The sequence below is a fragment of the Actinosynnema sp. NPDC023794 genome (genome assembly GCF_040639675.1).
GTDB classification, from domain to species: Bacteria; Actinomycetota; Actinomycetes; order Mycobacteriales; family Pseudonocardiaceae; genus Actinosynnema; species Actinosynnema luteola.
Genome location: NZ_JBFAFR010000009.1, coordinates 59,253 through 86,011, shown reverse-complemented (window position 1 = coordinate 86,011; position 26,759 = coordinate 59,253). Strand labels below are relative to the sequence as shown.

17 protein-coding genes are annotated in these 26,759 nt (G+C 73.0%); 6 read left to right on the top strand and 11 right to left on the bottom strand.

The window, feature by feature from the left end:
- Positions 1–88: 88 nt before the first annotated feature.
- Positions 89–721: a hypothetical protein gene (locus AB0H12_RS20720; RefSeq protein ID WP_499624490.1), complete on the bottom strand. Its 633-nt coding sequence runs from the start codon at positions 719–721 to the stop codon at positions 89–91.
- A gap of 2 nt (positions 722–723) precedes the next feature.
- Positions 724–10,806, bottom strand: a complete 10,083-nt coding sequence (locus tag AB0H12_RS20715; RefSeq protein WP_499624489.1) for a polymorphic toxin-type HINT domain-containing protein — start codon at positions 10,804–10,806, stop codon at positions 724–726.
- Between the two features lie 468 nt (positions 10,807–11,274).
- Here AB0H12_RS20715 and AB0H12_RS20710 point away from each other — a divergent pair, with 468 nt between their 5' ends.
- The 3 genes from AB0H12_RS20710 (at position 11,275) to AB0H12_RS20700 (ending at position 14,437) form a co-directional block, all read left to right on the top strand.
- A complete protein-coding gene (locus AB0H12_RS20710) occupies positions 11,275–11,754 on the top strand; it encodes a hypothetical protein (RefSeq protein ID WP_499624488.1) in 480 nt (159 codons plus the stop codon).
- Positions 11,755–12,377: 623 nt separating this feature from the next.
- Entirely contained in the window at positions 12,378–12,899 is a 522-nt protein-coding gene (locus tag AB0H12_RS20705; RefSeq protein ID WP_499624487.1) for a ricin-type beta-trefoil lectin domain protein, read from the top strand.
- Between the two features lie 35 nt (positions 12,900–12,934).
- Entirely contained in the window at positions 12,935–14,437 is a 1,503-nt protein-coding gene (locus AB0H12_RS20700) for a glycosyl hydrolase 53 family protein (RefSeq protein ID WP_499624486.1), read from the top strand.
- A 423-nt stretch (positions 14,438–14,860) separates the two neighbouring features.
- On the opposite strand, the gene AB0H12_RS20695 is transcribed toward AB0H12_RS20700, so the two are convergent.
- From AB0H12_RS20695 to AB0H12_RS20685, 3 genes are all read right to left on the bottom strand, one after another.
- Positions 14,861–15,625 carry an ABC transporter permease gene (locus AB0H12_RS20695; RefSeq protein WP_499624485.1) on the bottom strand — a complete coding sequence of 255 codons (765 nt, stop codon included), beginning with the start codon at positions 15,623–15,625 and terminating at the stop codon, positions 14,861–14,863.
- A 12-nt stretch (positions 15,626–15,637) separates the two neighbouring features.
- On the bottom strand, positions 15,638–16,693 hold the full coding sequence (locus AB0H12_RS20690) for an ATP-binding cassette domain-containing protein (RefSeq protein WP_499624484.1): 1,056 nt from the start codon (positions 16,691–16,693) through the stop codon (positions 15,638–15,640).
- Positions 16,694–16,863: 170 nt separating this feature from the next.
- Positions 16,864–17,175 (bottom strand): hypothetical protein, encoded by a 312-nt coding sequence (locus tag AB0H12_RS20685; RefSeq protein WP_499624483.1) that lies wholly within the window; start codon positions 17,173–17,175, stop codon positions 16,864–16,866.
- Between the two features lie 287 nt (positions 17,176–17,462).
- On the opposite strand from AB0H12_RS20685, the gene AB0H12_RS20680 reads away from it, so the two are divergent.
- The 3 genes from AB0H12_RS20680 to AB0H12_RS20670 are packed head-to-tail and all read left to right on the top strand — an operon-like array spanning position 17,463 to position 19,530.
- Positions 17,463–18,152, top strand: coding sequence for a hypothetical protein (locus tag AB0H12_RS20680; RefSeq protein WP_499624482.1), 690 nt, complete (start codon positions 17,463–17,465; stop codon positions 18,150–18,152).
- Positions 18,149–18,379: a hypothetical protein gene (locus AB0H12_RS20675; protein ID WP_499624481.1), complete on the top strand. Its 231-nt coding sequence runs from the start codon at positions 18,149–18,151 to the stop codon at positions 18,377–18,379. The genes AB0H12_RS20680 and AB0H12_RS20675 overlap by 4 nt, the downstream gene beginning before the upstream one ends.
- A gap of 32 nt (positions 18,380–18,411) precedes the next feature.
- Positions 18,412–19,530 (top strand): DegT/DnrJ/EryC1/StrS family aminotransferase, encoded by a 1,119-nt coding sequence (locus AB0H12_RS20670; protein ID WP_499624480.1) that lies wholly within the window; start codon positions 18,412–18,414, stop codon positions 19,528–19,530.
- 33 nt (positions 19,531–19,563) lie between these two features.
- Here AB0H12_RS20670 and AB0H12_RS20665 read toward each other — a convergent pair whose 3' ends face one another.
- The 6 genes from AB0H12_RS20665 to AB0H12_RS20640 all read right to left on the bottom strand — a co-directional run bounded on the left by AB0H12_RS20665 (position 19,564) and on the right by AB0H12_RS20640 (position 26,685).
- Positions 19,564–20,568, bottom strand: coding sequence for a histidinol-phosphate transaminase (locus AB0H12_RS20665; RefSeq protein WP_499624479.1), 1,005 nt, complete (start codon positions 20,566–20,568; stop codon positions 19,564–19,566).
- Positions 20,565–21,869: an FAD-dependent oxidoreductase gene (locus tag AB0H12_RS20660; protein WP_499624478.1), complete on the bottom strand. Its 1,305-nt coding sequence runs from the start codon at positions 21,867–21,869 to the stop codon at positions 20,565–20,567. The genes AB0H12_RS20665 and AB0H12_RS20660 overlap by 4 nt, the downstream gene beginning before the upstream one ends.
- Positions 21,866–23,524 (bottom strand): prenyltransferase/squalene oxidase repeat-containing protein, encoded by a 1,659-nt coding sequence (locus tag AB0H12_RS20655; RefSeq protein ID WP_499624477.1) that lies wholly within the window; start codon positions 23,522–23,524, stop codon positions 21,866–21,868. The genes AB0H12_RS20660 and AB0H12_RS20655 overlap by 4 nt, the downstream gene beginning before the upstream one ends.
- A complete protein-coding gene (locus AB0H12_RS20650; RefSeq protein ID WP_499624476.1) occupies positions 23,521–24,540 on the bottom strand; it encodes a UbiA family prenyltransferase in 1,020 nt (339 codons plus the stop codon). Before AB0H12_RS20650 ends, AB0H12_RS20655 begins: the two co-directional genes overlap by 4 nt.
- 30 nt (positions 24,541–24,570) lie before the next feature.
- Positions 24,571–25,590 (bottom strand): polyprenyl synthetase family protein, encoded by a 1,020-nt coding sequence (locus AB0H12_RS20645; RefSeq protein ID WP_499624475.1) that lies wholly within the window; start codon positions 25,588–25,590, stop codon positions 24,571–24,573.
- A gap of 81 nt (positions 25,591–25,671) precedes the next feature.
- A complete protein-coding gene (locus AB0H12_RS20640; RefSeq protein WP_499624474.1) occupies positions 25,672–26,685 on the bottom strand; it encodes a methyltransferase in 1,014 nt (337 codons plus the stop codon).
- Positions 26,686–26,759: the final 74 nt, after the last annotated feature.

Here is a 26,759-nt window from a genome sequence, read left to right as displayed (position 1 = left end):
CTCGTCCGGCCTAGCACGACGTGGGGGAACTCCGGCCGGTGCTACCGGAGGTGTGCGCGACACCGGCCCGGACGCGGGCCGTGGTGGTTCAGCGCCGGTCCAGGTCCCAGTCGTTCAGCACGGCCAGGCGTTCGACGACCGGGGTGAACTCCGCGGCGTAGGACTGGGCGGCGGCACGCGCACGCGCGAGCACGGCAGGCGGAACCACCCCGTCACCCGAGGCGACGAGGGCGGCCACGTCCCGCTGCGCTGCCAGCTCCCTGCCCAGGAGCGGGCCGGGCGGAGGTGGTGGTTCCCCGTGCCGCACGACGACCGGGCGCTTGCCCATCACCTCGACGTCCAGGACCCCGGCCAGGGAACGCAGCGTGCCCAGCGCCGTCGCCACATCGGACGTGGACCGCCGCAGCGAGCCGGCGAGCGCGATGCCGACGAGGGTCGTGGACTGGTCCACGAAGTACTCCGGGCTGCCCATGTCGACCTCCTCCAAGTCGTCGGCACCGGGTTCCAGTTCGCCCAACGCCTCCTCGCACTCGTCCGCCACCGGCTCCCCGGCCGCCGCCGCCCAGGCCAGGTCCAGCGACGCGGTCAACCACGCCACCTGCTCCGGCGTCCCGAGGACGCGGCACAGCGGAGCGGCCCGTTCCGCGACCGCGGCGCTGATCACCGCCAACTCCTCGTCCGAGGCGTCGGCCAACGGACGGGACTGCGATCCTGACGTCACGCCTACTCCCCTCCGCGGACGTAGAAGAGCCGGAACGGGGAGTTCTGCGGTAGGTGCGGGAACATCCCCTCGCCGAGCAGCACCGCGCCGCGGACGTCCAGGTGCGGCAGGCAGTTGGCGACGCAGAAGTTCCGCGACGCCGCGCCGAAGATCGCGTGCTCGTGGGCGGCCATGTTGTTCAGGATGGTCTCCTCCCCGTGGTCGCGCAATCTCGCTCCCTGCACGAACGTCTCACCCGGCCGGAGGGTCCACGTGCCGGGCATCTCCCCCGGTCCGTTGATGGCCAGGCGCGTGCTCGTCTGGTGCGTGAGGGTGTTGTAGACCCCGATCACCGCCGTGGTGCCGTGCACGACCATGCCGTCGTCACGGGTCGACTGCAGTTCCATCGCCCGGTCCAGCGAGAGCCAGGCGTCGTCCTCGGACGCGATCCGGTTGCCGCAGTTGTGGACGAGCACCGAGATGGCGCCGGCGACCACGAAGTACGTGTGGACACCTTGGACGGTCAGGTTGTGGACGGTCGTCACGACCGTGCGCCGCGTGACCGACAAGACCTCCCGAGCCGCACCGTCGGAGGACCGCAGCACGTCGCCCGCCGCCAACCGCTCGGCGTCGACCCACTCGCCGCGGTCGTTCACCCAGAACGGGTGGTTGTGGGTGGCGGTGATCGTGGCCGAGTCGTCACCGGCCGCGCCGTCGGCGTCCACCGTGACGTCGACCAGCGCCTTCTCGCCTCGACCGACGACGGTCCTGGTGACCGTCCGGGCACCGGTCTCGCCGGTCTCGGGGTCGGTGGCGACCACCTCGTCACCGACGCGCACCGCGTCGATCGCCTTGCGCGCGCCGTCGGCCATCAGGACTTCGGTGTCGGCGGTGAAGCTGTTCTTGCAGCTCGCCGCCCCGGCGCGCCCCAGCTTGCCCATGCCCTTGCCGCCGACCACGAAGTCCAGCAGGCCGCCGACGGCCATGCCGAGCGCGGCGCCGTGCCGACCCGCCTGGTCCGCGTCGATGATCGGCTGGACCGTCGCGTCCCACAGGCCGGTGGCGAAGCCGACCGGATCGGTGACCAGGAACTCGACCGTGCCGAAGAAGTTCTGCGCGTACTCCAGGCATTCGTGGCGGTAGGCGATCGCGGCCAGCGGGGTGCTGCACTTGGCCGCGATGAGGGTCAGGTCGATCGCCCCCATGACCGTTTCCGTGACGGCGTTGCCGAGGGCGTTGAAGAAGTCGTCGACCTGGCACCCGAAGCTGCAGGACGACTCCAGGCCGTTCGCCTGGCCGGGCGCGTAGGGCAGGTCCTCGGCCACGGTCGAGCCGTTGCCGATCTGGATGGCGCCCTGGCCGGTGCCGACCGACGCCGACGGGCGGTTCACCCACGCGGTGCTCTGCTCGATCGTCGGCGCCGGGGCCGGGTTGCTGTTGTTGATCTCCGCGATCGGCGGGCGCGGCGGGGTCGGGACGGTGACGTGGCCCTTGCCGGTCCCCGTGCCGCCGCCGATCTTGCCCGTGCCGGTGCCGCCGGGCTTCTGGCCCGGCGTCGGAACACCCTGGGTCGGGTTGGGGACCGGGAGGTGGGTGCTCGGCGTCGGCGAGCTGTCGGGCTTCATCCCGCACCGCGAGCACCCGGAGATGCGCTCCGGACCGGGCGAGGGGTAGGGGGGCAGGTTCGGGTTCGGCCTGCCCGCGACCGCGGCACCGGTGGCGATGCCGACGACGGCGATGGCGGCCCAGATGAACAGCGGGATGGCGTGGCCGGACGGGTCGTTGTGGTTGACCGGATTGGCGTTGGCGTAGGTGTAGCGGTTGGCCTGCACCACCGGTGACGGGGGCAGCGTCCACGTGTCGCGCGAGGTGAACGCGCCCGTCGCCGGGTCGTACCACCGGGCGTGCGCGTTGACCTGGCCGGTCAGCGGGTCGGTGTAGCCGCCCTGGTAGCCCAGGGCGCCCTGCTCGCCGGTCCGCTCGCCGAACGGCGAGTACGACGTCGACCCGCCCACGGCGCCCGTCGCCGGGTCGAAGCCCGCGGTGACGTCGGCGCGGCCGGTGTCGGTCAGCAGGGACCTGGCCGGGCCCGTGCCCGTCCGGTCGGACTGCGGCGTGCCCAGCGCGTCGCGGGAGACCAGCGTGTCGCCCGGCAGGCCGACCGGGCTGTTGTCCAGGCCCGCATACGCGAAGCCGGCGCCGTTGCGCGTGACGAGGCGGTCCAGCGCGTCGTACTGGTAGGTCGCCGTCTCGGCGCCGCGCTTGGCCTCGGTCATCCGCTCGTACGCGTCGAACTGGTACTCGGTGGTCACCGACCCGCTCTGGCTGCTGCGCACCGTGCCACGCGGGGTGTGGGTGTTGGTCACGTCCGGGACGCCGCCGCCGGTCACCGCGGTGAGCCGGTTGCGGGCGTCGTAGGTGGCCGTGCGCGTGCCCTGCGCGGTGGTGACCGCCGTGCGGTTGGACGCCTTGTCCCAGGTGTAGGTCTCCTGGGCGCCGTCGGGGCGGAGCCAGGACCGGAGCCTGCCCAGCCCGTCGAAGGCGTAGGCGTTCAGGCCTTCGCCGGTGACGCCGGCCGTGGTCTCCTTGGTGATCAGGTCGTCGCGGTCGTGGTCGTAGTCGGTGCTCGCGGCCACGCTGCCGTCCGGCTTGACCAACTGGTCGAGGTCCAACCGGCCGAGGCCGTCGTACTGGAACGCGCGGCTCGCCGCGCCGGTCCCGTAGCCGATGGAGGTGACCAGGCCCAGGTCCGCGTCGTAGGTGTAGGAGGCGGTCCGGCCGGTCAGCGGGTCGGTGGTCGAGGACAGCTTGCCGGTGGTGGGGTGGTACGCGAACGCGGCGGCGCCCGCCTTGTCGACCCGCTCGGTGAGCCGACCGTCGCCGTCGTACTGGAACGTCGCCGTGCCGCTGCCGCCGGTGCTGCCGGTGAGCAGTCCGCGGTCGTTCCAGGTGTAGGTGGTGTCGCCTGCGGGGCCGGACACCTTCGCCACCCGACCGGCGGCGTCGTAGGCGAACTCCTTGGCCGGGTTGGCGCTCGCCGTGCCGTCACCGGTCTGCCTGGTCAGCCTGCCCAGCGCGTCGAAGGTGCGCCCGACGGTCACCCCGCCGGGCAGCGACTCGGCCACCGCCAGTCCCGCCACGTCGTAGGTGGTGGTCCAGGTCCGGTCGGACGGGGCCGGGTGCGCTGCGGTGGCGGCCTCGACCGTGGACTCGGGCAGGCCCCAGGCGTTGTGGGTGTAGTCGGTGGCGTTGCCGTTGCCGTCGACCATGCGCGTGGTGCGACCGGCGGCGTCGTACCCGAGCTGCACGGTGACCGCGCTGGTCGGGTCGGCGGCGTCGGCGAGCTGCGTGATCGTCGTCGTGCGACCGGCGGCGTCGTAGGCGCGCCGGCTGACGCGGCCCTCGCCGCTGACCGCCTCCGTGAGCCTGCCGTCGGCGTCGTAGGAGTGGCGGGTGGTGCGCAGCGCCGGGTCGTAGCGGCCGTACGCGCCGGTGTGGCTCGCCTTCGCGACCAGCCTGCCCGCGGCGTCGTAGCGGTAGCTCTCGCCGATCTCCTCGCCGATCATCCGGCCCAGCAGCCGGCCGCTGTGGTCGTACTCGCGGTCGTCCCACACCCCGGCCGGGTCCAGCACGTGCTTGAGCTCGCCGACGTCGTTGTAGGTGAACTTCGTCGTCGCGCCCGTCGGCGTGGTCGCCCGGGTGACCTCCCCGGCGTCGTTGTGCTCGAACGCGGTGGTGAAGAAGACGGTCTGGCCGCCGATGCGGTCCGACGTCGTGGCGGTCGCCCGCCGACCGCGGGTGTCGTAGGTGGCCGACGTCGTGCCGCCGGCCGGGTCGGTGGTCTTGAGCAGCTGGCCGACCCGGTCGTACTCGTGCGTGGTGACGGGCGCGGCCTGCGGGCCGTCGCCGTCCGGGTCGGGCGCGGTGGTGCGGACCACGCGGCCGTAGTGGTCGTGGGCCAGGGCGGTGACGCCGCCGCGGGCGTCGGTGACCTCCACGGGAAGGCCGCGGTCGTCGTAGCGGTAGGACGTGGTCGCGGTCAGCACCTGGCCGTCGGGCCGGGTGTAGTCCGGCGAGACCTCCTTGGCGACCCGGCCCATCGCGTCGTACTCCGCGCGGGAGGTGGCGCCCGCCGGGTCGCGGGTCTCGACGACCTCGCCGTAGGTGTTGCGCCCGAGCACCGCCTGCGGGGTCACACCGGTCGTGCGCTGACCGGCCACCCACGTGTCGACCGCGGGCAGGGTGGTGGACACCAGGGCGCCCGAGTTGTCGTACGCGAACGAAGTCGTGCCGCCGCCGGGCGAGGTGACGGAGGTGACCAGGCCGCGCGGGTCACGCAGGTAGGTGGTCGCCAGGGTGGACGGCGTGCCGCCGGGGTTGTCCACGACCTCCTTGGTCTGCCGGCCGGCCGCGTCGTACTCGTAGGAGACCTTGGTCGTGGGCGAGGTGCTGTCGGTCAGCCGCAGCCGCAGCGCCTCGACCCGGCCGCCCCAGCCGTCCGCCGGGCGCGAGTCCCGGATGCGGATGTACACGGTGCGCGAGGACAGGAACCGGCTCACGTCGTAGGTGCGGTCGCCGGTGTTGGACCGGTTGGTGACGGCCTGCGTCTCACGACCCAGCTCGGTCCACGTCGTCCGGTCGGAGCCGGCCTCCACCAGGAACTGGTTGGACAGCCGCAGGGTCAGCTCACCGCCGGTGAAGGTGCTGCCCTGACCGCTGACGTGGCCGGCCGGGGGCAGGGTGAGCCGGTAGACCCACGACCTGTCGTTGTCGGCGAACCGCGCGCCGGGGCCGTCGACCTGCGAGGTGTCGGGAGAGCTCGAGTCCAGGAACGACGCGTCGTCCTGGCTGGTGAACGCGACACCGGTGTGGTTGCTCACCGAGGTCGGGTTGCCCATCGCGTCACGGGTGTAGGACTGCGCGTGCTTGCTGGTCTCGCCGGTGTGCCCGCCCGCGAGCAGGCCCGCCGCGTCGTGGACGTACCGGCTGGTGCGCGAGCCGGCGGTGACGAGCTTGACGACGTTGCCGACGCCGTCGTAGGTGTAGGACGCCAGCGTCACGGAGTCGGTGATCGCGCCGGCGGCGTCGCGCTCCACCTGCCGCTCCTGCGCCAGGGGCCCGTTGCCGTGGTAGGTGTAGGTCCGCTCGCGGCCCTGGGCGTCCACGACGGACGCGAGCCTGCCCATCGGGTCGTAGCCGAGGGACTGGACGACCATCCGGGTGCTCCCGGCGTCCAGCGGGTCCACCCCGGCGCCGACGGCGGCGGTCTCGACCAGCAGGTGCCGGTCGTCGAACCGGTGCTCCAGCACGCGGTTGCCGGTGTCGACCGTCTTCACCACGTCACCCGCGGCGTCCCACTCCTGCCGCCGGACGGTCTGGTCGGGCAGGGTGGTCGAGGTGAGCCGCCCCGCGGCGTCGTAGCCGAACTTGGTGGTGCGCGGCGCGTCGTTGCCGTTCGCGTCGGACACGGTCGTCTCGGTGAGCCGGCCGGCCCGGTCGTAGACGTGCTTGGTGACCAGCCGGTGCGGGGTGTTGGTGACGGCGTTGGCCGTCGGAGGTTCCTTGACCTCGACCGGGCGGGACACGGCGTTGTAGGCGTACTCGGTCGTCCCGGTGTAGGTCCAGGTGGTGCCCGACCTCACCGAACCGGTGCGCCTCTTCACCCGGCCGAGCGCGTCGTAGCTGTGCTCGTACCGCCTCCCGACCTGGTCCACGACGCTGCCGAAGTCACCGGTGCCCCAGTACCAGTACTGGGTGAGGCCGCCGCGCTGGTCGGTGTGCGCCAACAGCTTGCCCGCGGGCACCTTGCCGCCGTCCACGGAGGTCTCGGCGCCGGTGGCGTAGCGGAACGTCTCGGTCGGGTTGGCCGCCACCCCGACGGGTCTGGGGTAGGTGGTCTTCGTGACGCGCCCGGCCGCGTCGACCTCGTAGGACGTCTTGTAGGCGTCCTCGTCGCCCCAGCCGTAGCCGTTGGTCTCCCACGCCAGGGTGTCGTTGCGCGGGTCGAGCGGATCGGCGGTGTTGAGGAAGTAGCCGTAACCGCGGTAGCTGTACCGGCCGCCGTTGTAGTGGGCGCTGCGCACGACGTTGCCGCGCGCGTCGGTGTCGGTGTACCGGGTCCACCCGGTCTCGTCGATCGTGCGGTGCACGTACCCGGCGGCGTTGTACTCCCACTTGACCGCGCCGAACTGGTCCTTGCGCTCGATGATCCGACCGCCGTTGGCGGTGTCGTAGCTGTAGGTGATGTCACCGCGGACCGTGGACTTCACGGTCACCGTGCGCACCGCGCTGCCGCTCGGCGTGGACGCGCCGACCGTCCACGTGGCGCCGTTGCGGTCGGTGAGGGTGCCCACCCGGCCGCCCTGGCCGTCGTAGGTGATCGCGGTGGCGGTGAAGTCACTGGGCTCGACCACCTTGGTGAGCCGGTGGGACGCGGAGCGCAGCGCGTGGTGCGTGGTGACCTGCGCGGGCGTCAAGGCGTGGCGGTAGACGGCGGCCTCGTCCAGCGCGCCGGTGAACGGGTGGCTGCCGGCCGGGGCGTTCGGCCACAGGTTGGTGTGGCCGGTGCCGACCAACACCTTGTGGTTCAGCTCGTGGTCGATGGTCTTGCCGGTCACCTGGCCCACCTGCTGCCCGTCGAGGAACAGCGTGTGCGTGTCGACGGCCGTGGTGAGCACCGCGTGGTGCCAGGCGCCGTCGTCCACGCGGGCGGTGCTGGTGATGTGCATGCCGCCGGAGGTGGTGATCGCGTTGCCGCTCAGCTTGCCGTTGAGGTCGACGTGCAGCAGCGGCGCGTAGTTCGTCGGCGTCGTGCCGAGCTCGGTGTTCTGGTGCGAGAACAGCACGCCGCTCTTGCCGGGCGCGGCCTTGAACCACACCTCGAGCGAGAAGGACATGTCCTTGTTCAGCAGGTCGTCCGGGGCCACGACCGCGGCGCCGGCGGCGAACTCCGCGCCGAAGTCCGTCGAGCCGGTGATCGCGCCCGCCCTGCCCTGCGCCACGCCGTGGTAGGCGCCGTTCCACTCCCCCGCCGTGCGCGCGGCGACGTTGTTGGCCGTGGCGCCGGTGGCCTCGCCCAACGTCCAGTAGGCGGTGGGGTTGTCGTCCAGCACGGCCGAGCGGTAGTGCGACGACTCGCCGTACTGGTAGTCCACGCAGGACTCGGTGGTCAGCGGGGAGCAGACCTTGGTCAGCTTGTGGCCGCTGTAGTCGTAGGTCCACCTCGACGCGACGGTGTTCGCGCCCGGCGCGTCGGTCGACACCGAGACGACGTGCCCTCCGACCCAGGACAGGTGCAGCTGCCGGCCGCTGTGGTCGTCCTTCACCTTCGACACGTGCGTCGAGGTGCCGTCGTAGATCATGGACTGCGTGTTGCCCGAGGCGTCGTGCACCTTGACCAGGCGGCCCTGGGTGTCGAACACCCGCTTGGTGCCCTTGGCGTCGCGCAGCGTCCAGTCCGACGCGGTCCGGACCAGCGTCAGGTTCACGCCCGGCGGCGGCGCGTAGGTGCCGTCGGGGTTGCGGCCGAACCGCAGCTGCAGGCCCGTAACCAGGGTCACGACCACGTTGCCGTCGCTGTCGGCGGTGATGCGCTGGTCCAGCGGCGTGGTCCAGCCGGTGCCGAAGGCGCCCGTCGAGCGCGGGTCCTGGGAGTTGTAGGTGCGGCTGATCGACAGCGGCGGACCGGCGACGGAGATGTCGACGTCGACCGCGGTCGAGCCGAAGTTGCCCGCCTGCGGGTTCACGCCGGGCACGTCACCGCCGTCCGTGGCGCCCACCAGGCGCGAGGTGATCTCCGGCTGCGGCACCACCGGCGTCAGGTGCAGCGGCCCGAGCTTGCCGCTCTCGACGTTGTTGTCCGACAGCTTGACGTACCAGTGGCCGTCCTTGCTCCACGACAGCGGACCGCTCGGCGGCGTCCACGACGGGCTGTTCTGCCAACCGGAGTTCACGCACCCCACGGGCGCCTGGGGCGTGCCGCCGCACAGCTCGAACCAGTGCTGACGGCCCGCGTTGGGCCAGTTGTCCGGGTCGGAGTAGTTCACCCACAGCGTGGGCCGCAGGGTGTCGACGATCGCGTTGTTCGCCGGGTGGTTGCCCTTGATGGTGGGCGGGGTGTTGGGAACGCTGATCGTGGCCTCGAGCCGCTGCACGTCGCTGAACGGCCAGTAGTTGCCCGCACCCGCCTGCTCCATGCCCAGCACCAGGCGGTAGCTGCCCGGCGGCAGCTTCGGCGTCTTCACGTCGATCCGGACGCTGCCGCGCGTCCAGGTGGTGGCCGGCACGGTGAAGTGCCGGTAGCCGTGCTGACCGAGCTTGTCGATCATGTCCTCGCCGGCCGAGTTGTAGATCGACTGGCGCAGGCCGAACGACCCGCCCGCGGACCAGGTCGACACGCCCCAGTTGGTCACGTCGACGGGGATCGTGCCGTCGCTGACCGAGGTGACCGGGGTGCTGTAGCCGCCGTGGGGCAGCCCGTAGGTGGCGCCCTCCACCGAGTAGACGACGTCGAGGAACGGGATGGCGCCCGCGTTGGTCGCCTGCGCCGAGGACAGCCGCTTCCAGGCGTAGGAGTCGGTGTGGGAGGCGCCGAGCCGGAAGCCGTGGAACGCCTCGGTGCCGTGCACCCACCGGGTCATCCGGTCGCCGGCGATCGGGATCGACAGCCACGCCGCGGAGGTGCCGTGGGAGGCGTTGATCGAGCCGACCACCGTGCCGTCGTAGGACGGGCCGGGCCAGCTGGCCACCTCCGTGCCCCACGGCGAGGTGACCCGCTGCACGTGCAGTTCGCGCGCCTGCGCGGGGCAGCAGTAGGAGTAGATCTCGTGCAGGTTCAGCGTCGCGCCCAGCACGTAGTGGTTGCGCAGGTTGTTGAACGCCTCGTTGAAGTGCAGGAACGACGCCGCCACGTGGCCGCCGCCGTCGTAGGTGCCGACCTTGAGCTCGGACTCCGACCAGCTCGGGTAGGCCGGGGCGTTGGTCATGACGTAGGTGTCGTCGGAGTCGGTGTGGTCGCGGATCGTCGGGTCCACCACGACCGGGTAGACGCGCGCCGGGTCCTCGAGCCAGGCCGTGTCCAGCTCGATGCGCAGCTTCGTGGTGCTGCCGTGCCGCGAGAGGGCGTACTTCACGCCGTTGGAGCGCACGCCCTCGCCGGAGCGCGGGTCGATCTTCGAGTCGACCATGAAGCCGGGCGGGATCACGCCTTCGACGCCACCGCTGGAGGACTTCAGCAGCACCGAGCCGTTGGCCGGGTCCAGCTCGGCACGCAGGCCGCCGGTCAGCTTGAGGGTGAAGTCCCACACCGCGGGCGCGTCCGGCGAGCGCAGGACGATGTCCTCCTTGACACCCCACAGCGCCGGGGTGAGCTCCAGGTCGGCGTGCGGGCGGATGCCCTTGAACCTCGCCTTGCCCTGGCCGCGTCCCGGGTTCCGCAGGTCGTCGGCCTCCAGCACGACCGGGGCGGCCCCGTCGAGCGCGAACGACGCCGACGAGCCCTGGGCGAGTTCGAACGACACCAGCTCCGCGTCGTCGCCCTTGCCGCCGATGGTCACCGGCGCGGCGTTCTTGGGCTTCACGCGCCCGTTGCCGGTCCGTTCCAGGGTGTTCTCGACCGGCTCCAGCTTGCCGCCGGACTCCTTGAACCGGGTGCCGCCGAACACGCGCAGGGTGCGCGAGCCGTCGGGGTTGGCGTACTCGGTGGAGTCCGCCTTCCGCTTGGCGACGTCCTCCTTCGACTTCTCCGCGTCGAAGCCGGGCGGTTGCTTCGCCGGCTCCACCCGGACCGCGGGCACGCCCGCCACGTCGTCGCCGGGCAGGGCGGGATCCGGGGCGCTCACGCGCGTCCCGACCACCTCGGGACGCTCGTAGGGCCACCGCGGGCCGCCGTCGGGCGTGCCCGAGCTCTCGACGGCCGACGCGTCGCGCGCGTCACCGGCGAGCCCGGCCCGCTGCCCCGGCGCGTCCTTCGACGCACCGGCCGGCAACACCGGCTCCGCGGCGCCAGGCGTGGACCACGCGGGCAACCCCGCCACGGCCACCACGAACGCCACCACCACGGCCACGGCCTGCCGACCGGACCTCGCGAACCGCGAGCGACCCCGCACCCCTGCCCCTTCCCGCGTGCGCCACCGACCGGCGGACCTGGTGCGGTCCGCGGGTCGAGCGGGTCGACACGAGCCCGCTCCTGCGGATCAGCGGGAGGTCCGCCGATCGGCAGAGATCACACCCGACCGGGCGCGCGACAAGAAGCCTCCATTCGGAGCAACACGAGCCTCACTCGGAAACCTACTTCGTCGTTATCCCGTTGCCCGGCAACGGTTCGTGCGTGGCCACTGTGGACAATCGCGCGAATCGCCCCGCCGGCCGCGATCGTTACGTGACGAAGACGACACGGCGGCGGCGCCCGTCGACCGCCTGCCGGCGGCGAGTGCCGCCGTGGTGGCCGCTTGATGCCAGTGCCGCGCCGACGGGTCGTCGGACGACGTTGACTGGGGCCACCACGACGGTGAGCGAGTGGTTCAGCGGGCTCGACGGCGGCGCGCCGGGTGCCCGGCCGAGCGGAGGAGGAACAGGTGCACGGATCCGTTGACCGGTCGCAGGGCCGCCGGCCGAGCCGCGTGCCGATCACGATGGCGGTGGCCTGCGCGATCCTGCTCGGTTGCTTCGCCCTGGTGGCCGCGATCAGCTCGCTCGGCGTGGACGAGGACCGGGTCACCACCTTCGGCGTCGTGCTGAGGGTCGTGCTGGCGGTCGAGGGCGCGTGCTGCCTCGTGGGCGCGGTCCTGCTGGCGCGGCGGCAGCCCTCGGGCCGAACCCTGACCGCGGCGGCCGGCGCCGGCGCCTTGGCCTTCACGCTGGCGATGTTCCCGCTGGGCATCGTGGCTCCGGCGGAACTGGCCACCGCGATCCGGCAGGCCGGCGGCCTCGTGGTGCCGTTGGTGCTGATCGTGCTCGGCCTGCTCACGATGGTGCAGAGCCTCCGCCGCGCCACCCGTGACACGATCACCCTGCACCGCGCCGACCCGATCACCCACCACGCGCCGCGGTGGTGAGACGGCGACCAGCGGGTCTGTCTCGGCAGGCAAACCCGCCGGTCGCTGGAAAGCGCTTACCCATCAGCCCGGAACCGCCGCAGGAAAACTTGCTCGGACTGTCAGGTGCTCATGGGTACCGATGTGCTTGCCGGATCGATCACTGGTTGGTCGGCTTCAGCTTCATGATGATCTCGGACGCCTCCGGGCCGGCCCACAGGGCCGGGAACGCGTAGAGGTCCTCTGTCTCGCGCGGAAAGCGCTATCCACCTCCGGCCGACCTGCTCGGTCAGGCCGCTCACGCGGCCCGGTCGAGCTCGTTGATTCGTTTGGCGCCAACGGGTTCGGCCAACGATGCTTGAGCGACGGTAAGAACGCCCCGGCCCCGCTGTCAACAGCCGGATCGAAAAAGTTTCGGAGGTCGTCCCAGCCTCGCCCGAACGGCGTAGCGGCAGCGCCACATCGGCCTGCGGACTGGGAACGTTCACAGCTGCCTTTTGGGCAAGTTCGTATAAATGCCAACGACGGACAGCCTGTTTACACATGTGCACCCAAGGGTTACTGTGCACGTTCACAGTGCACCTCCTCGCCACTGTCCGCTGCCGCACCCTCCCCGGTCCCTGTCTCCAAGGAGTGCACCGCAGATGCCGGTGAACGACGGCCGAAGCCCCGGTCGCCCCGCGAGATGGGCGGGGATCGCCCTCGCCCCGCTCCCCGCCGCGGCGACCGCGTCCGTCCAGATCGGACCCGCGATCGCCGCGGACAACCCGTACCAGCGCGGCCCGGAACCGACGCGGACCGGCGTCGCGGCCTCGCGCGGCGCCTTCGCCACCGCACAGGTGAGGATCGTCGTCATCGGCATCGACACCAACAGCCCCAACGACTTCGACTTCGCGCGCGGCCGGCAGCCGCTGGCCGCGCTGGGCTACCTGACGCGGCGCAGCTCGGTGCGCGACCGGGTGGCGACCCTGCTGCCGGCCGGGCAGGACGGGACCAGGGTCACGATCACGTCCTGCGCCGGTGGCGGCGGCCAGAAGTGGGTGTTCAACGCCAACGGCACGATCACCACCCCGCAGTCCGGGCGCTGCCTCGACGTGGACGCCCGCGCCACGGCCGACAACACGGCCGTGGCGATGTCGAATCAGGTGTGGACCCGAAGGGCCTGAGACCTCTTCGGCCGAGCCAGCACGAAGGAGCATCGATGAAGCTGTTCTCCAGGTTGTCGTGGGCCACGGCGGTGACGACCGCGGTGGCCGGCGCCGTGGTCGCGCTGCCGGTGACCGCGGGCGCCGCGACGAGCCGGTACGAGGCGGAGTCCGCGCCCGCCGTCTGCGGCGGCGCCGTCGCCTCGAACCACACCGGCTACACCGGCACCGGTTTCTGCGACACGACCAACGCCGTGGGCAGTGCGGTCCAGTTCGCCGTGACCGCGACGACCGCGGGCACGGCGACGCTGACCTTCCGGTACGCCAACGGCAGCGGCGCGAACCGGCCCGGCGACGTGAGCGTCAACGGGTCGGTGGCCCAGGCCGGGGTCGCGTTCGACGCCACCAGCGCCTGGACCACCTGGGCGACCAGGAGCCTGACCGTCCAGCTGGACGCGGGGTCGAACACCGTGCGGCTGGCCGCGACGACGTCGGGCGGGCTGGGCAACGTCGACCACCTCGACGTGGTGACCGGTGACGACCCGGGTGACGACGGGATCATGCGCGGCGCGGACGTGTCGACGCTGCAACGGGCCGCGGACGTCGGCGCGCGGTACTACCACGCCAACGGCACTCAGGGAGACCCCCTGGACATCCTCAAGAGCGTCGGCGTCAACTACGCCCGGCTGCGGATCTGGAACAACCCGCGCAGCGGCTACAACAACAAGGACAAGGTGTTGCAGTACGCGCGGGCGGTCAAGGCCAAGGGCCTCAAGCTCATGGTCGACTTCCACTACTCCGACACCTGGGCCGACCCGGGCAAGCAGTTCAAACCCGCCGCCTGGGCCAACCACACCATCGGCCAGCTCCAGACCGACGTCTACAACTACACCTACGACGTGTGCACCAGCCTGAAAGACCAGGGCACCACGCCGGACAGCGTGCAGATCGGCAACGAGATCAACACGGGCATGCTGTGGCCCGAGGGCCAGGTGACCAACGGCAACTACTACAACCTCGGCCTCCTGCTCAAGGCCGGCTACAACGCCACCAAGGCGTGCAACAGCGGCACCCAGGTGCTCATCCACACGGCCAGGGTGGAGAGCGGCGCCCGCGCGTTCTACGACGGCATCCGCGGCCAGGGCGTCCAGTGGGACGTCACCGGCCTGTCCTACTACTGCTTCTGGCACGGCGGCATGGCGAACATGGCGAACGTGGTCTCGGACATGAGGTCGCGGTACGGCAAGCCGGTCGTCATCGTCGAGACCGCGTACCCGTTCACCACGACCAACCACGACAGCACCGCCAACGTCGTCACCTCGACGTGCTCGGGTTACTCGGCGTCGCAGTCCGGTCAGCAGGCCAACTTCGCGGCTGTGCAGAACACCGCCCGCAACGCCGGCGCGTCGGGCGTCTTCTACTGGGAGCCGACCTGGTACGCGGTGGCCGGCAACGGCTGGAACCCGACCGACATCGCCAACTCCGGCAACGAGTGGGACAACATGGCCGTCTTCGACCGGACCGGCCGCCTCAACCCGAACATCCGCTGGCTGCCCTGACCCGAGGGGTGGACGCTGGTCGTCCACCCCTCCCTTCAGGATCGCTTTATCAAGAAACTGGCTCTGGGCGTGGTGGCGGTCCTCGTGCCGGCGCTGGTCACTTTCGTGAGCACGCCCGCGGGCTCGGCCACGAACGGCTTCTACGTCGGCAACGGGCGGTTGCACGAGCCAACGGCAGCGAGTTCGTGATGCGCGGGATCAACCACGCCCACGCGTGGTACGCGTCCCGGACGCCCCAGGCGCTCACGGACGTCAAGGCGGTCGGCGCGGCGGCAGACGAGGTCGCGCCCCGAGCGCCACCGCCGGGGATGTGCAACCGTTCATCGGACGGGACGCGCCCGACCGGCATGGCGGTCCGCGCCGTGCTCGACGAGCATCAGCGGCACGTTGCCCGCGCGAGAGCGGCCCGCAGCCGGGCCGGACTCAGGAGACCTCCCGGTTGAACAGGCGGGTGGACCAGCCGACGGCCACGACGCAGGCGGCGAGCATGACGACGCCGCCCTGCCAGACCGCGGGCGCGGTGAAGTGGCCGGTGAACAGGGCGCGCAGGGCGTCGGTGGCCCAGGCGAACGGGTTCCACCGCGCCACGTTCTGCACCCACAGCGGCGCCAGGGTCAGCGGGATGAGCACACCGGCGAGCAGCGACACGGGCTGGCCGACGGTGTTGACCAGCACGCCCAGGCTGTTCTCGTTGCGCACCAGCAGGGCGATGGCGTAGGAGATGGAGATGCTGAGCAGGATCACCAGCGACAGCAGGGCGTAGGACACCACCAGGTCCAGCAGGTTCACCCGCAGCCCGAACGGCCACGCCGCGGCGGTGATCACCGCCGCCTGGAACTCCAGCAGCGCCACGTGCATCAGCGCCCGGCCCAGCAGCAGGCCGGTGCGGCTGACCGGGGTGACCCGGCAGCGGTCGATGATGCCCGCGCGCAACGCGCTGAGCAGGCCGTAGCCCGCGTACAGGCCGCCGAGCAGGCCCATCGCGACGAACAGGCCGGGCACGTAGACGGCGTAAGCGTCGCCGTAGCTCTCCACGCCCCGGCCCGCCATCGCGACCTTGAGGAAGGGCGCGAACAGCACCAGGAACGTGATCGGCTGGGCCAGCGTCAGCGCGACCACGGTGGGGTTGCGCGCCATGATCCTGGTCTCGAAGGTGAAGATCAGCCAGGTGTCGCGGAGCACCTTCACGCCGGCCGTCCTTCAGTCGTCCAGGGTGCGGCCGGTCTTGGCCAGGAACACGTCGTCCAGGCTGGGCCTGCGGGCCTCGATGGTGCTCGGCTCGACCCCCACGCGCAGCAGCGCGGCCGTGATCGACGGGATGGCGGTGGCCGCGCCGTCCACGTACAGGCGCAGGGTCGTGTCGACCGCCTCCACGCCGCGCACGTAGGGCTGCGGGGTCAGCACGTCGGCGGCGCGACGCAGCTTCTCGGCGTCGAGCTGGCCCGCCTCGTCCGGGGCCGCCAGGCCGACGGTCACGACGTCACCGGAGATCTCCCGCTTGAGGTCCGAGGGCGTGCCCTCGGCGACGATCAGTCCCCGGTCGATGATGGAGATGCGGTCGCACAACGAGTCCGCCTCGTCGAGGTAGTGCGTGGTGAGGAAGATGGTCATGCCGTTGTCTCGCAACCGCCGCACCTCGCGCCACATGCGCGCCCGGCTGGGCGGGTCCAGGCCCGCGGTGGGCTCGTCCAGGAACATCACCGACGGCCGGTGGATCACGCCCAGCGCGAAGTCCAGCCGTCGGCGCTGCCCGCCGGAGTAGGTGCGGACGCGGCGGTCGGCGAACTCCTCCAGGTCGAAGGTCGTGATCGCGGCGGCGGCCAGCTGCTCGGCCTCGGCCTTGCTCCGGCCGTGCATCCGGGCCTGGGCGACGAGTTCCTGCCGCGCCGAGGCGTCGTCGTAGGTGCCGCTGGACTGCGCGACGAACCCGATCACGTCGCGGACGCGCGCGGGCGAGCGCACCAGGTCCACTCCACCGATGCGGGCGCTGCCGCCGTCCGGGCGGACCAGGGTGGCCAGCATCCGCAGCGTGGTCGACTTGCCCGCGCCGTTGGGCCCGAGGAACCCGAAGATCTCGCCCACGCGCACCGCGAAGTGCACATCCCGCACCGCTTCCACGGCCTTGGCCTTGCGTCCCCGCTTGCGATAGGTCTTGCGCAAACCGCTCGCCTCGATGACCAGGTCCCGCCGATCGCCGGCGGCGGCTCGGTCCGACGCGCCGGGATCGCGCGCCGACAGCGTGGGGCGGGTGCTCATCCGCTGAGGCTAGGTTAGCTGCGGCGCAACGACAATCACGCTTTCGGACGCGTCGGCGCACCGCCGCGGGGAGTCATCGGCGCGCCGACGGCCGTGCCGATCGCCGACACCGGGCGCGGCAGCGGCGCGTGCTCGTGCCCGCGGTCCACTTCGGGCGGGGTGGGCGCGGATCAGGTCGGCCCGGTCGCGGGCGATCTCGACCAGGTCCACCGGCAGCGGTTCGGGTCTCCGCAGCCCGCGCGGCTGCGGCCCCGTGCACCGGGTGCGCCCGCCGCCGCGACCCGGTGCGACAGCGCCACCTGCCCGGCACGGACAGGGGCGAGGACCATCGGGACCCCGTAGCTCGACACCTCGTTGACCGCACCACCCGCGTGGCGGACCACGGCGTCCGAACGGCGCATCAGGTGCGGCATCCGCACCAGGTCACCGGCGATGACGTTCACGAGGAACGGCTTCGCGTCCATCCTCGAGGTCACGAACACGGCCCGCACGTCGTGGGCCGGCGGCGCGGGCAGCCGCGGCAGCCGTCCCGCAGCGCGTGGACGCCGGCCATGCCGGTCTCGGCGTAACGGCGGTAGGCGCGTACCCCGGTGGGGTGCACCGTCGCGTCCGGACCGACCAGTGGACAGACACTTCATGTCCACTGTGGACGGTCGCTTGACCGGTGGCGGGCATGGGGAACCGGTGGCCTCGCAGCGGCAGCACGACGAGCAGGAACCGCGCCCCCCGACGACGACAACACTCATTGACGTTCGCCAGGACGCGTGGTGTGATCCCGACTGTGACCGCGCTCGACGCGGTGTCGGCGCGCACGCCGGCTGTCCGCGTTCCCATCGAAAGCCTCGCCGAACCGCTGGGGTTGACCGACATCCAGGTCCGGCGGTTCCACGGGCTGGGCGAGACCGGCCTCGACCCGGAGCGGTCGCAGGCCGACCTGCCGCGCGCGGCGGCCGACGACGCCGTGACCTGGCAACGGCTCTGCCTGCCGGTGGACTTCCCGGTGGAGCGCGTGCCGCTGTCCAACGCACCGGTCAACGGCCACCTGTTCGGCGCCGACGCGTTCGCCGACCACGCCGCGGCGCACGAGCGAGGGCTGCCGCGCGCGGGAGTCCGCTACCTCGTGGGCGCGGTCGGCGCGGGCGCCGGGGCGACGTTCTCCGCGATGGTGTTCCAGCACTGGGTCCGTTCCGCCCTGGAGGCCACCATGACCGCACCCGACGCGCGGGGTGACACCGAGTCGCCACGCCACGGCCACCCACCTGAGCCACGTCTGCACCGGCACGCCGTTGTCCTTCGCGGTGTGCCGGTGCAGCGCCACGCCGTTCACCGCGCTGCGCCTGGTCCGCGACCGCCCGCCGCGGCGGGCGCTGGTGGTGGCCGTCGAGCAGGGCGAGTTGCCCTACGACTTGACGGCGACGCCGCCGCGCGAGCACCGCGGCGCCGCCCCGCTCTGCGGTGACGACGCGGGCCACCGCGTCACCGACCTCCGCCAGTTCCGGGACGTGGCCGGCGAAGGCCGTGCCGGAACCGGCGGCCCGGACGATCGCCGACCAGTCCGCCGGTCAGCCGCTCACCGGGGTGTGGCGGCCGGCCGACGCGCTCACCGAGCGGGGCCTGGTGGTGGCGGTCGGCGAGCACGACCGCGAACCGCGCTACCTCCGCCCGGTCGGGATCGAGGTGCGCTGACCGGAAACCGGCCGCACGACGAAGGAGCACGCATGATCCCCCTGTTCAAGGTCGCGATGTCCCCTACCGCGCCTGCCCTCGTCGAGAAGGTCCTGACCAGCGGCTTCATCGGGCAGGGCACCAAGGTGGACGAGTTCGAGGCGGCCCTGGCCACCCGGGTCGGCAACCCGAAGCTCGCCACCGTCAACAGCGCCACCTCGGGCTTGCACCTGGCCCTGCACCTGGTCACCGGCGGCGCGAGAGGCGGGGGCGGCGAAGTGCTGACCACGCCGATGACGTGCAGCGCCACCAACTGGCCGGTGCTGGCCAACGGCCTGCGCCTGCGCTGGGTGGACGTCGACCCCGCCAACCTCAACATGGACCTGGACGACCTGGCCCGCAAGATCACCCCGCGGACCAAGGCGATCATCGTGGTGCACTGGGCCGGCTACCCGGTGGACCTGCGGCGGCTGGCCGAGGTGCTGGACCAGGCGGAGAAGGTGCACGGCGTGCGCCCCATGGTGATCGAGGACTGCGCGCACGCCTGGGGCGCCACGTTCGACGGCAAGCACCTGGGCAACCACGGCAACATCTCGGTGTTCAGCTTCCAGGCCATCAAGCACCTGACCGCCGGCGACGGCGGCCTGGTCGTGCTGCCGGACAAGGAGCTGGCCCGCCGGGCGCGGCTGCTGCGGTGGTACGGCATCGACCGCGAGACCAGCGCGCGGTTCTCGTTCCTCAACGACATCCCCGAGTTCGGCTTCAAGTTCCACATGAACGACATCAACGCCAGCATCGGCCTGGCCAACCTGGACCACGTGGACGAGAACCTGGCCAAGCACCGGCGCAACGCCGCGTACTTCGACGCGGAGCTGGCCGACGTGCCGGGCCTGGAGCTGACCGAACGCGCGCCCGACCGCGAGTCGTCGTGCTGGATCTACACGATCAAGGTCGACGACCGCGACGGGTTCATGCGCCGCGTGGAGGAGGCGGGCATCATGGCCAGCCAGGTGCACGAGCGCAACGACGTCTACACGACGGTGCGCGAGTACGCCGCGCTGCTGCCCGGCTTGGACAGCGTGAGCGCGCGGATGGTGTCCATCCCGGTCGGCTGGTGGCTGACCGAGGACGAGCGCGGGCACATCGTGTCCACGATCAAGGCGGGCTGGTAGGGACGCGCGCCGCGCCGGGACCCGGCGCGGCGCTCACCTCCGGGAGCGCGCGAAGGCCACGAACCGGTCGTTGGCCTCGGCCGTGCCGACGGTGACCCGCACGCCCCGCCCGTCCAGGCACGCCACCAGGATGCCCGCGGCCTTGGCGTCGGCGGTGAACGCGGCGCTGTCCTCCCCCAGCGGCAGCCACACGAAGTTGGCCTCGCTGTCGGGCGCGGTGTACCCGGCGTCGCGCAGCCCGGCGACCAGCCGGGCGCGCTGCGCGGCCACGTCGGCGCACCGCCGCGACAGCTCCTCGGTGACGTCCGGGTCGAGCGCGCGCAGCGCGGCGGCCTGGCCCAGGGAGTTGGCGAAGAACACCATGCCGGTCATCCGCGCGGCCATCACCCGGTCCGCGGGCAGCACCGCGTAGCCGACGCGCAGCGCGGCCAGGCCGTAGGCCTTGGAGAAGGTGCGCACCACGCACACGTTCGGGTGGTCCCGGTACAGGTCCAGCGCGTCGGGGAAGTCCGGGTCGGTGACGAAGTGCCGGTAGGCCTCGTCGATCACCACCGGCACGTCGGCGGGCACGCGGCCGAGGAACTCCTCCAGCTCGGCGCGGCCCAGCGCGGAACCGGTGGGGTTGTTGGGGTTGCAGATCAGCACGCACCGGGTGGCGTCGGTGACCGCCTCGGCCATCGCATGCAGGTCGTGCCGGTAGCCGTCCATCGGCACGAGCACGCTCTTCGCGCCCGCGTTGGCGACGACCAGGGGGTAGCCCTCGAACGACAGCGCCGCGTGCACGACCTCCGGTTTCGGCCCGAACGACTGCACCAGGTGCTGCAACAACCCCGCCGAGCCCGGTCCGACGAGCACCGTCTCCGGGCCGACGCCCAGATGTCGGGCCAGCCCGGCGGTGAGCGCACCGGCCAGCCGGTCGGGGTAGCGGTTGAGCAGCGCCGCGCCCTCGGCGACCACCTGCCGCAGCGCGGGCAGCGGCGGGTAAGGCGTCTCGTTCATGGACAGGTCGTGCAGCCGGTCGGCGTCGACGGCGGTCATCGGACCTCGCTTCCCCTCGGGTCGGCCGCGTGCGGGTCGTGGGCACGCCGGTCGGCGAGCACGCCCAGCTGGTAGAGCCGGTCGACGAACGTCAGCGGCCGGACGTCCGTGCCGGACATGTTGCCCGCGGTGCGCCGCAGCAGCCGGGGGTTGGCCGCGGTGCGGCGCATCATCCGCGCGCCCAGCAGCCGGGGCGCGCCGGACAGCGCGGTGATCATGCGGGCGGCGTTGTGGCTGACCTTCGCGATGTGGTCCAGGCTCGGCCGCCGGGCCGCCTCGTACGCCGCCAGCGCCTCGTCCACCGCCGGACCCCCGTCCACTACCGACCGCGCGGCCGGCGCCCCTCCCAACGCCTCTGCCAACGCCTCTGCCAGCGCCTCGGCATCGGCCAGCGAGCTGTTGACGCCCTGCGCCGCCATCGGGTGCACGGCGTGCGCGGCCTCGCCGACCAGCGCCAGGCCGGGCACGGCCAGCCGTCCCGCCCGCAGCCGGGACACCCCGAACAGCTGCCGGCGGTGCAGGCTCGCCCGCACCGCGGGCGCCAGCGGCGCGAGCGCGGGCACCTCGGCGAGCACGCGGTCGACCCAGCGGCCCAGCTCGGCCAACCCGGTGGCGCGGAACTCGTCCGGCGCGACCTGGACGTAGAGCCGGCAGCGGCGGCCGGGCAGCGGGTAGACCAAGCGCAGGCCGCGCGCGGTGCGGTAGGCGGTCACCTCGCCGGGCACGTCGGCGTCGGCCACGTCGAAGGCCAGCAGCCGGTGCGGGTACTCGTCCCGGTCGACGGTGATCCCGGCGTCCTTGCGCAGCGCCGAGGACATGCCGTCGGCCGCCACGACCAACCGCGCGCGGACCTCGCCGCCGTCGGCCGCCACGCCCGCGACCCGCCCGCCCTCGCGCAGCACCCCGCCCACGCGCACGCCGCGGACGATCTCCACGGTGTCGGGCAGCGAGCGGGTGATCGCCCCGCACAGGTCCTCGTAGGCCGCGCACAGCACCTGCCGGTGCGGACCGGGCAGGGTGCCGTACTCGACGGTCAGCAGCGCGGCGCCGTCGCCGTCGCGGATGGCCAGCCGGTCCACCGGGCGCGCGTCGGCGGCCCTCAGGTCGTCCAGCGCGCCCCAGTCGTCCAGCACGCGCACCGCGCCGGGCTGGAGGATCTCGCCCTTGGCGGTCGGCGCGGGGGTGGGCCTGCGGTCCAGCACCAGCACCCGCAGGCCGGTGCCGCCCAGCGCCCGCGCGGCGGCCAGCCCGCCCGCGCCCGCGCCGGACACCACGACGTCGACGGTCCCTGGGAGCGTCATCGGACGGCGGCCCGGTACTCGCCCAGCGCCTTGAGCGCCACGGCCTGCGTGATCACGCCGTTGGCGTAGCGCATGTGGTGGCGGATGTAGTTGCACACCCGCGTGGGCTCCCAGCCGCCGTCGGGTTCGGCGACGGCCACCAGCCAGGCCGCGCCCCGGTCCACCGCGTCCGCGCCGGTTCCCGCCGCCAGCAGCGCCTGCACCGCCCAGGACGTCTCCTCGACCGAGCCCTCGGTTCCGTCGCCCGGGCCCCACGAGCCGTCGGGCAGCTGGGTGCGCAGCAGCCAGTCCACCGCCTTGCGCACGACCTCGTGCCCGCCGTGCCCGGCCCGCGCCAGCGCGCCGACCACGACGGCGGTCCCGGACGTGTGGTCGCGGTACCACAGGTTCTCGAACGTGCCGTCCGGGTTGTGCGCGGTGAGCAGCCACGCGGCGGCGGAGGCCACGGCCGGGTCGTCGGCGGGGCGGCCCGCGTCCAGCAGGGCCTGGACGGCCTGGCTGGTGATCGCCGGGCACGGCCCGTCGTTGGTGAGCTTGGTGTCGCGCACCCACAGGCTCCACGAGCCGCGCGTGTCCTGCCGCCCGGTCAGCCACTCCAGCCCGCCGCGCAGGTGAGCGTCCTCGGCGGCGCCGGGCAGCCCGGCCAGCGCGCTGAGGATCTCGGCCGACTCCAGCGTCACCGGCCAGCCGCGCCGGGTGGAGAAGCTCCAACCGCCCGCCGGGACGTCCAGGACGGTGAACGGCTCGGTGGTGCGGGCGGCGTGCAGGAAGTCGCGGGACGCGCGCAGCCGGGGGTCGGCGGCGTACCCGGCGGCGACCAGGCCGGTGGTGGCGTAGCCGGTGCGGGTCAGGTCGAGGTTGGCCACCGCGTCCCACGCGCCCTCGGGCCGGACCGCGGCACGCAGCCAGCCCGCGATGGCGGCGGCGATGTCGGGCGCCTCGCCGGAGCGGGCCAGGCCGAGCAGCACCAGCGCGGCCGGCCACGGGTCCTCGCTGAGCGCCCCGGTGCGGCCCTCGTGCTCGTACACCGCGCGGACCAGTCGCAGCGCCGCCGGACGGGCCAGGCGCAGGGTGAACCGGCGCACCGGCCCGGTGGGCAGCAGGCCGTCCTGCATGAGCGCCAGGCCGACGAACGGCGCGGTGCGGAACGAGATCAACCGCCGTCGCACCTTGTCGGCCAGCACGATCTCCAGCGGCAGCCGCCGCAGCGCCCCCGCCTCGGCGGTCAGCCCGGCCAGGATCAGGAACTGGCGGCACATCAGCGCCACCGCGCGGTCGCTCACCGCGTCCACGCCACCCAGCGCGGCCAGCGCGGCACGCCCCGCCGTCACGGCCGTCTCGCTGCGCTCCGGGGAGACGACGTGCAGGGCGGCGGTGGCGATGGCGGTGGGCACCGCCTCGCTGGGCGCGCCGTCCACCCCGCCCCAGCCGCCGTCGCCGCGCTGCCGGTCGCGCAGCCACGCCGCGCCGCCCGCGACCAGGTCGGCGTGGGCGACCGGGTCGGCGGCGTGCAGCGCCGTGATCGCGCCCGCGGTGCCCAGCACGGAGGCGGGCGGGTCGTCGGTGAACGCGCCGTCCGGGCGCTGCCGGGCCAGCAGCGCCTCCGCGCCGCGCTCCACGGCCTTCGCGACGTCGACCTGCGACACGGCTGTCATGTCTTGTCCTCCAACGGGATCAGGCAGCGCGAGCGAGCCTCGGACGGCCGCGACGTGCCCAGCTCGTGGCTGCTCCGCATCGCCGACTGCGTCCACCATGTCAGCGCGGCCAGCGGCAGGGCCAGCCCCAGTTGCCAGCCGACGCCCAGGCCGAGGCCGACGATCGCCGAGGCGAGCACGAGCCGTTCGACCACCAGCACTTCGTGGCTCCGCAGCGCGACGACCACCGGCACGTCCGCGCGCCGCCGGACCAGGGGCGCCAGCGCGAGCGCGCCCAGCGCGGCCACGACGGCCAGCGTCACCAGGTACGCCGTCCGGTCGCCGACCGCGGCCAGCAGCCCGCCCGCCACCGCCACGCCGATCACCGCCACGTACAGCGCGAGGACCGTCCACACCGCGAAGGGCATGCCGCGGCGCACCGGCAGCGTGTCGTAGCCGCCCGCGCGGTCGCCGTCCACGTCGCGCAGCGTGCCGACCAGGTTGGACGTCGTGTCGTGCAGCCAGAACACCGCCGCCAGCGCCACCACCGCGGCGATCCGCGACGACGGCCACGCCCCGGCCACGCACACCCCGTACACCAGGGCGATCGCGCCGAGCGCGCCGCGCACCAGGTTGCCCGCGATGCCACGCGCCTTGGCCCACCGGCTGTAGGCGACGATGCCGAACACGCCGAGCGCGGCGGCCAGCAGCGTCGGCCACCCACCCAGCACGGCGATCGCCGCCACCACCAGCATGCACAGCACACCGCACGCCCGGGCAACGCGCGGGCTCAACCGTCCGGACGGGATCGGTCGGTGCGGTTTGCCGATGGCGTCCAGGTGCCGGTCGAAGTAGTCGCCCAGGTAGTGCCCGCCCAGCCAGCCCGCGGTGGGCGCGGCCCACGCCGCGAGCAGCCGCCACGGGTGACCGGCCGCGCCGGCCAGGACCGCACCGCCGAGCCCGACCAGCCCGACGTACCAGAGCGTGTAAGGGCGCCACGTCTCCACGTGCGCCCGGACCGCCGTGCCGAAGCCCACGTCCTCACCCCCGGCCGTCCGGCGGTGCGCTCACCGCGCCCCGCTCGTGGTCCAGCGCGCGATGTCGGCCAGCGCGGTGGCGTGCGGCGACGGCGACAGCCCCGCCAGCCCGGCCAGCGCCAGCTCCACGTGGGACGCCATCCGCCGGTGCGCGCTCTGCACCGCGCCGGAGGCCGTCACCAGGTCCCGGACCCACCGCACGTCGCCCTCCCGGGCGGCGCGGCGGCCCAGGACCTCCCGCAGCTCCCGCCGATCGGTCTCGTCGGCCGCCTCGTAGGCCAGCAGCACCGGCAGCGTGGGCCGTCCGTTGAGCAGGTCGCTGTCACGGGGCTTGCCGGTCTGCTCGGGCGTGGCGACGAAGGCCAGCAGGTCGTCGCGGATCTGGAAGGCGATGCCGACGTTCTCGCCGTAGGAAGCCAGCATCGCGCCGGTGTCCGCACCCGCGCCGCCCAGCGTCGCCCCGATGTAGCAGGCGGCCCGGAACAGCGCGCCGGTCTTGAGGCGCACCATCTCCTCGTACCAGCGCGCGCCCTCCTCCGGGGCGCCGACGAGGCGCGACTCCAGCACCTGGCCGCGGCACAGGTCCCGGCCGACCTCGGCCAGCTCGCCGACCGCCGCCACCACGCGCGCGGGCGAGGCCGACCACGGTTCGTCCACAAGGGACTCGAAGGCGCTGAAGATCAGGCCGTCACCCGTGACGATCGCGTTCGGGACTCCGTAGGCGGCGTGCACCGACGGCCGTCCGCGGCGCAGGTCGTCGCCGTCGATGATGTCGTCGTGCACGAGGGTCGCGGTGTGGACGTACTCCAGCGCGAGCACGGCCGCGGTGACGCGCAGCGGGTCGCCGCCGACGGCCTGCGCGGTGTGCAGCGCCATCAGCGGGCGCAGCAGCTTCCCGGCCGGCACCAGGGCGAACCGCGCCATGGCAGCCAGTTCGTCGGTCGTCTCCGGCCAACGGCGGCGCAACTCCTCCTGGAGGAGCCGTCCCGACTCGCTGTGGGCCAGACCGTCGAGGAAAGTCCGATACTGCGGTGAGTCGGAAACGGTCATGCGCGTCCGCCCTTCGACAGGCGACAGGTTTGACGCTCAGCGTGACGGTAAGGCGCGGAGAAACCCGCGGCAAGACGGCGATCAGCGCAACGCCGCCCGGAACTCCATGAGCGCCAAGCCATCCGAGCCCGCGAACGTCCGCGCCGGCGCCAGTCCGACCGACGCGGCGAGCACGTCGTGCGCCGCGCGGTCGCGCTCCCTGCCGCCCACCTCCACCAGCATCCGGAGGTCGAACGGCGACAGGTGCGGCACGTGCGGCTCGGTGGGCAGCACCTCGACCACGAGCACTCGTCCGTCCGGACCGGCCGCTTCGGCGCAACGGCGCAGGATCGTCGCGGCGGAGGCGTCGTTCCAGTCGGTCAGCACGCGCGAGACGACGTAGACGTCCGCGCCCGCGGGCAGCGGCTGGAAGAAGTCGCCCTCGACCGTCTCGACCCGATCGTCCAGGTCGCTCTCGGCGAACCGCGCCGCCGCCGTGGACACCGGTTCGGCCCGGTCCACCAGCATCCCGCGCAGGTGCCCGTGCGCGGCCAGCAACTCGGCCAGCAGGGCGCCCGACCCGCCGCCGACGTCGGCCACCAGCGCCACCTCCGGCCACGGGTAGAGCTCGGCCACCTGCGGCGCGGTCGAGGCCTGGAGGCCGGCCATCAGCCGGTCGAAGTGCGCGCGGTACTCCGGGGTCGCGTCCAGGTCGGACCAGAAGTCGCGGCCGTGCACCGACGCGTAGCCCGGTTCGCCCGTGCGCACCGCGTGCGGCAGACCCAGCGCGGCCAGGTCCATCCGCGCCGGGAAGGCGTCCAAATCGAACCTCGTGCCGTAGCCGGTGTCGCCGCGGTCGCGGAGCAGTTCGCCCAGTTCGGTCAACGCGAACACGTCCGGGGAGACCTCCGCGAACACCTCGCGGTGGACCAGGTGGCGCAACAACCGGCCCAGCGCGTCGCGGTCGGCGCCGCAGCGCCGCGCCAGCGCGGTCAGGTCGGCGGTGCCGTCGGCGATCAGGTCGGGCACGCGGAGCGTGACCGCCGTGCGCACCGCCATCGGGGTGACCAGGTCGGTGAGCGCGTCCAAGCGCTCCCCTGCGTTCTCGGGCGCCATCGGCGCAGCGTCCTTCAACCGCACCACCGCAGTCAACCCGTGGACCAATGCCGCCGCGTGGCACAGAATGGCCC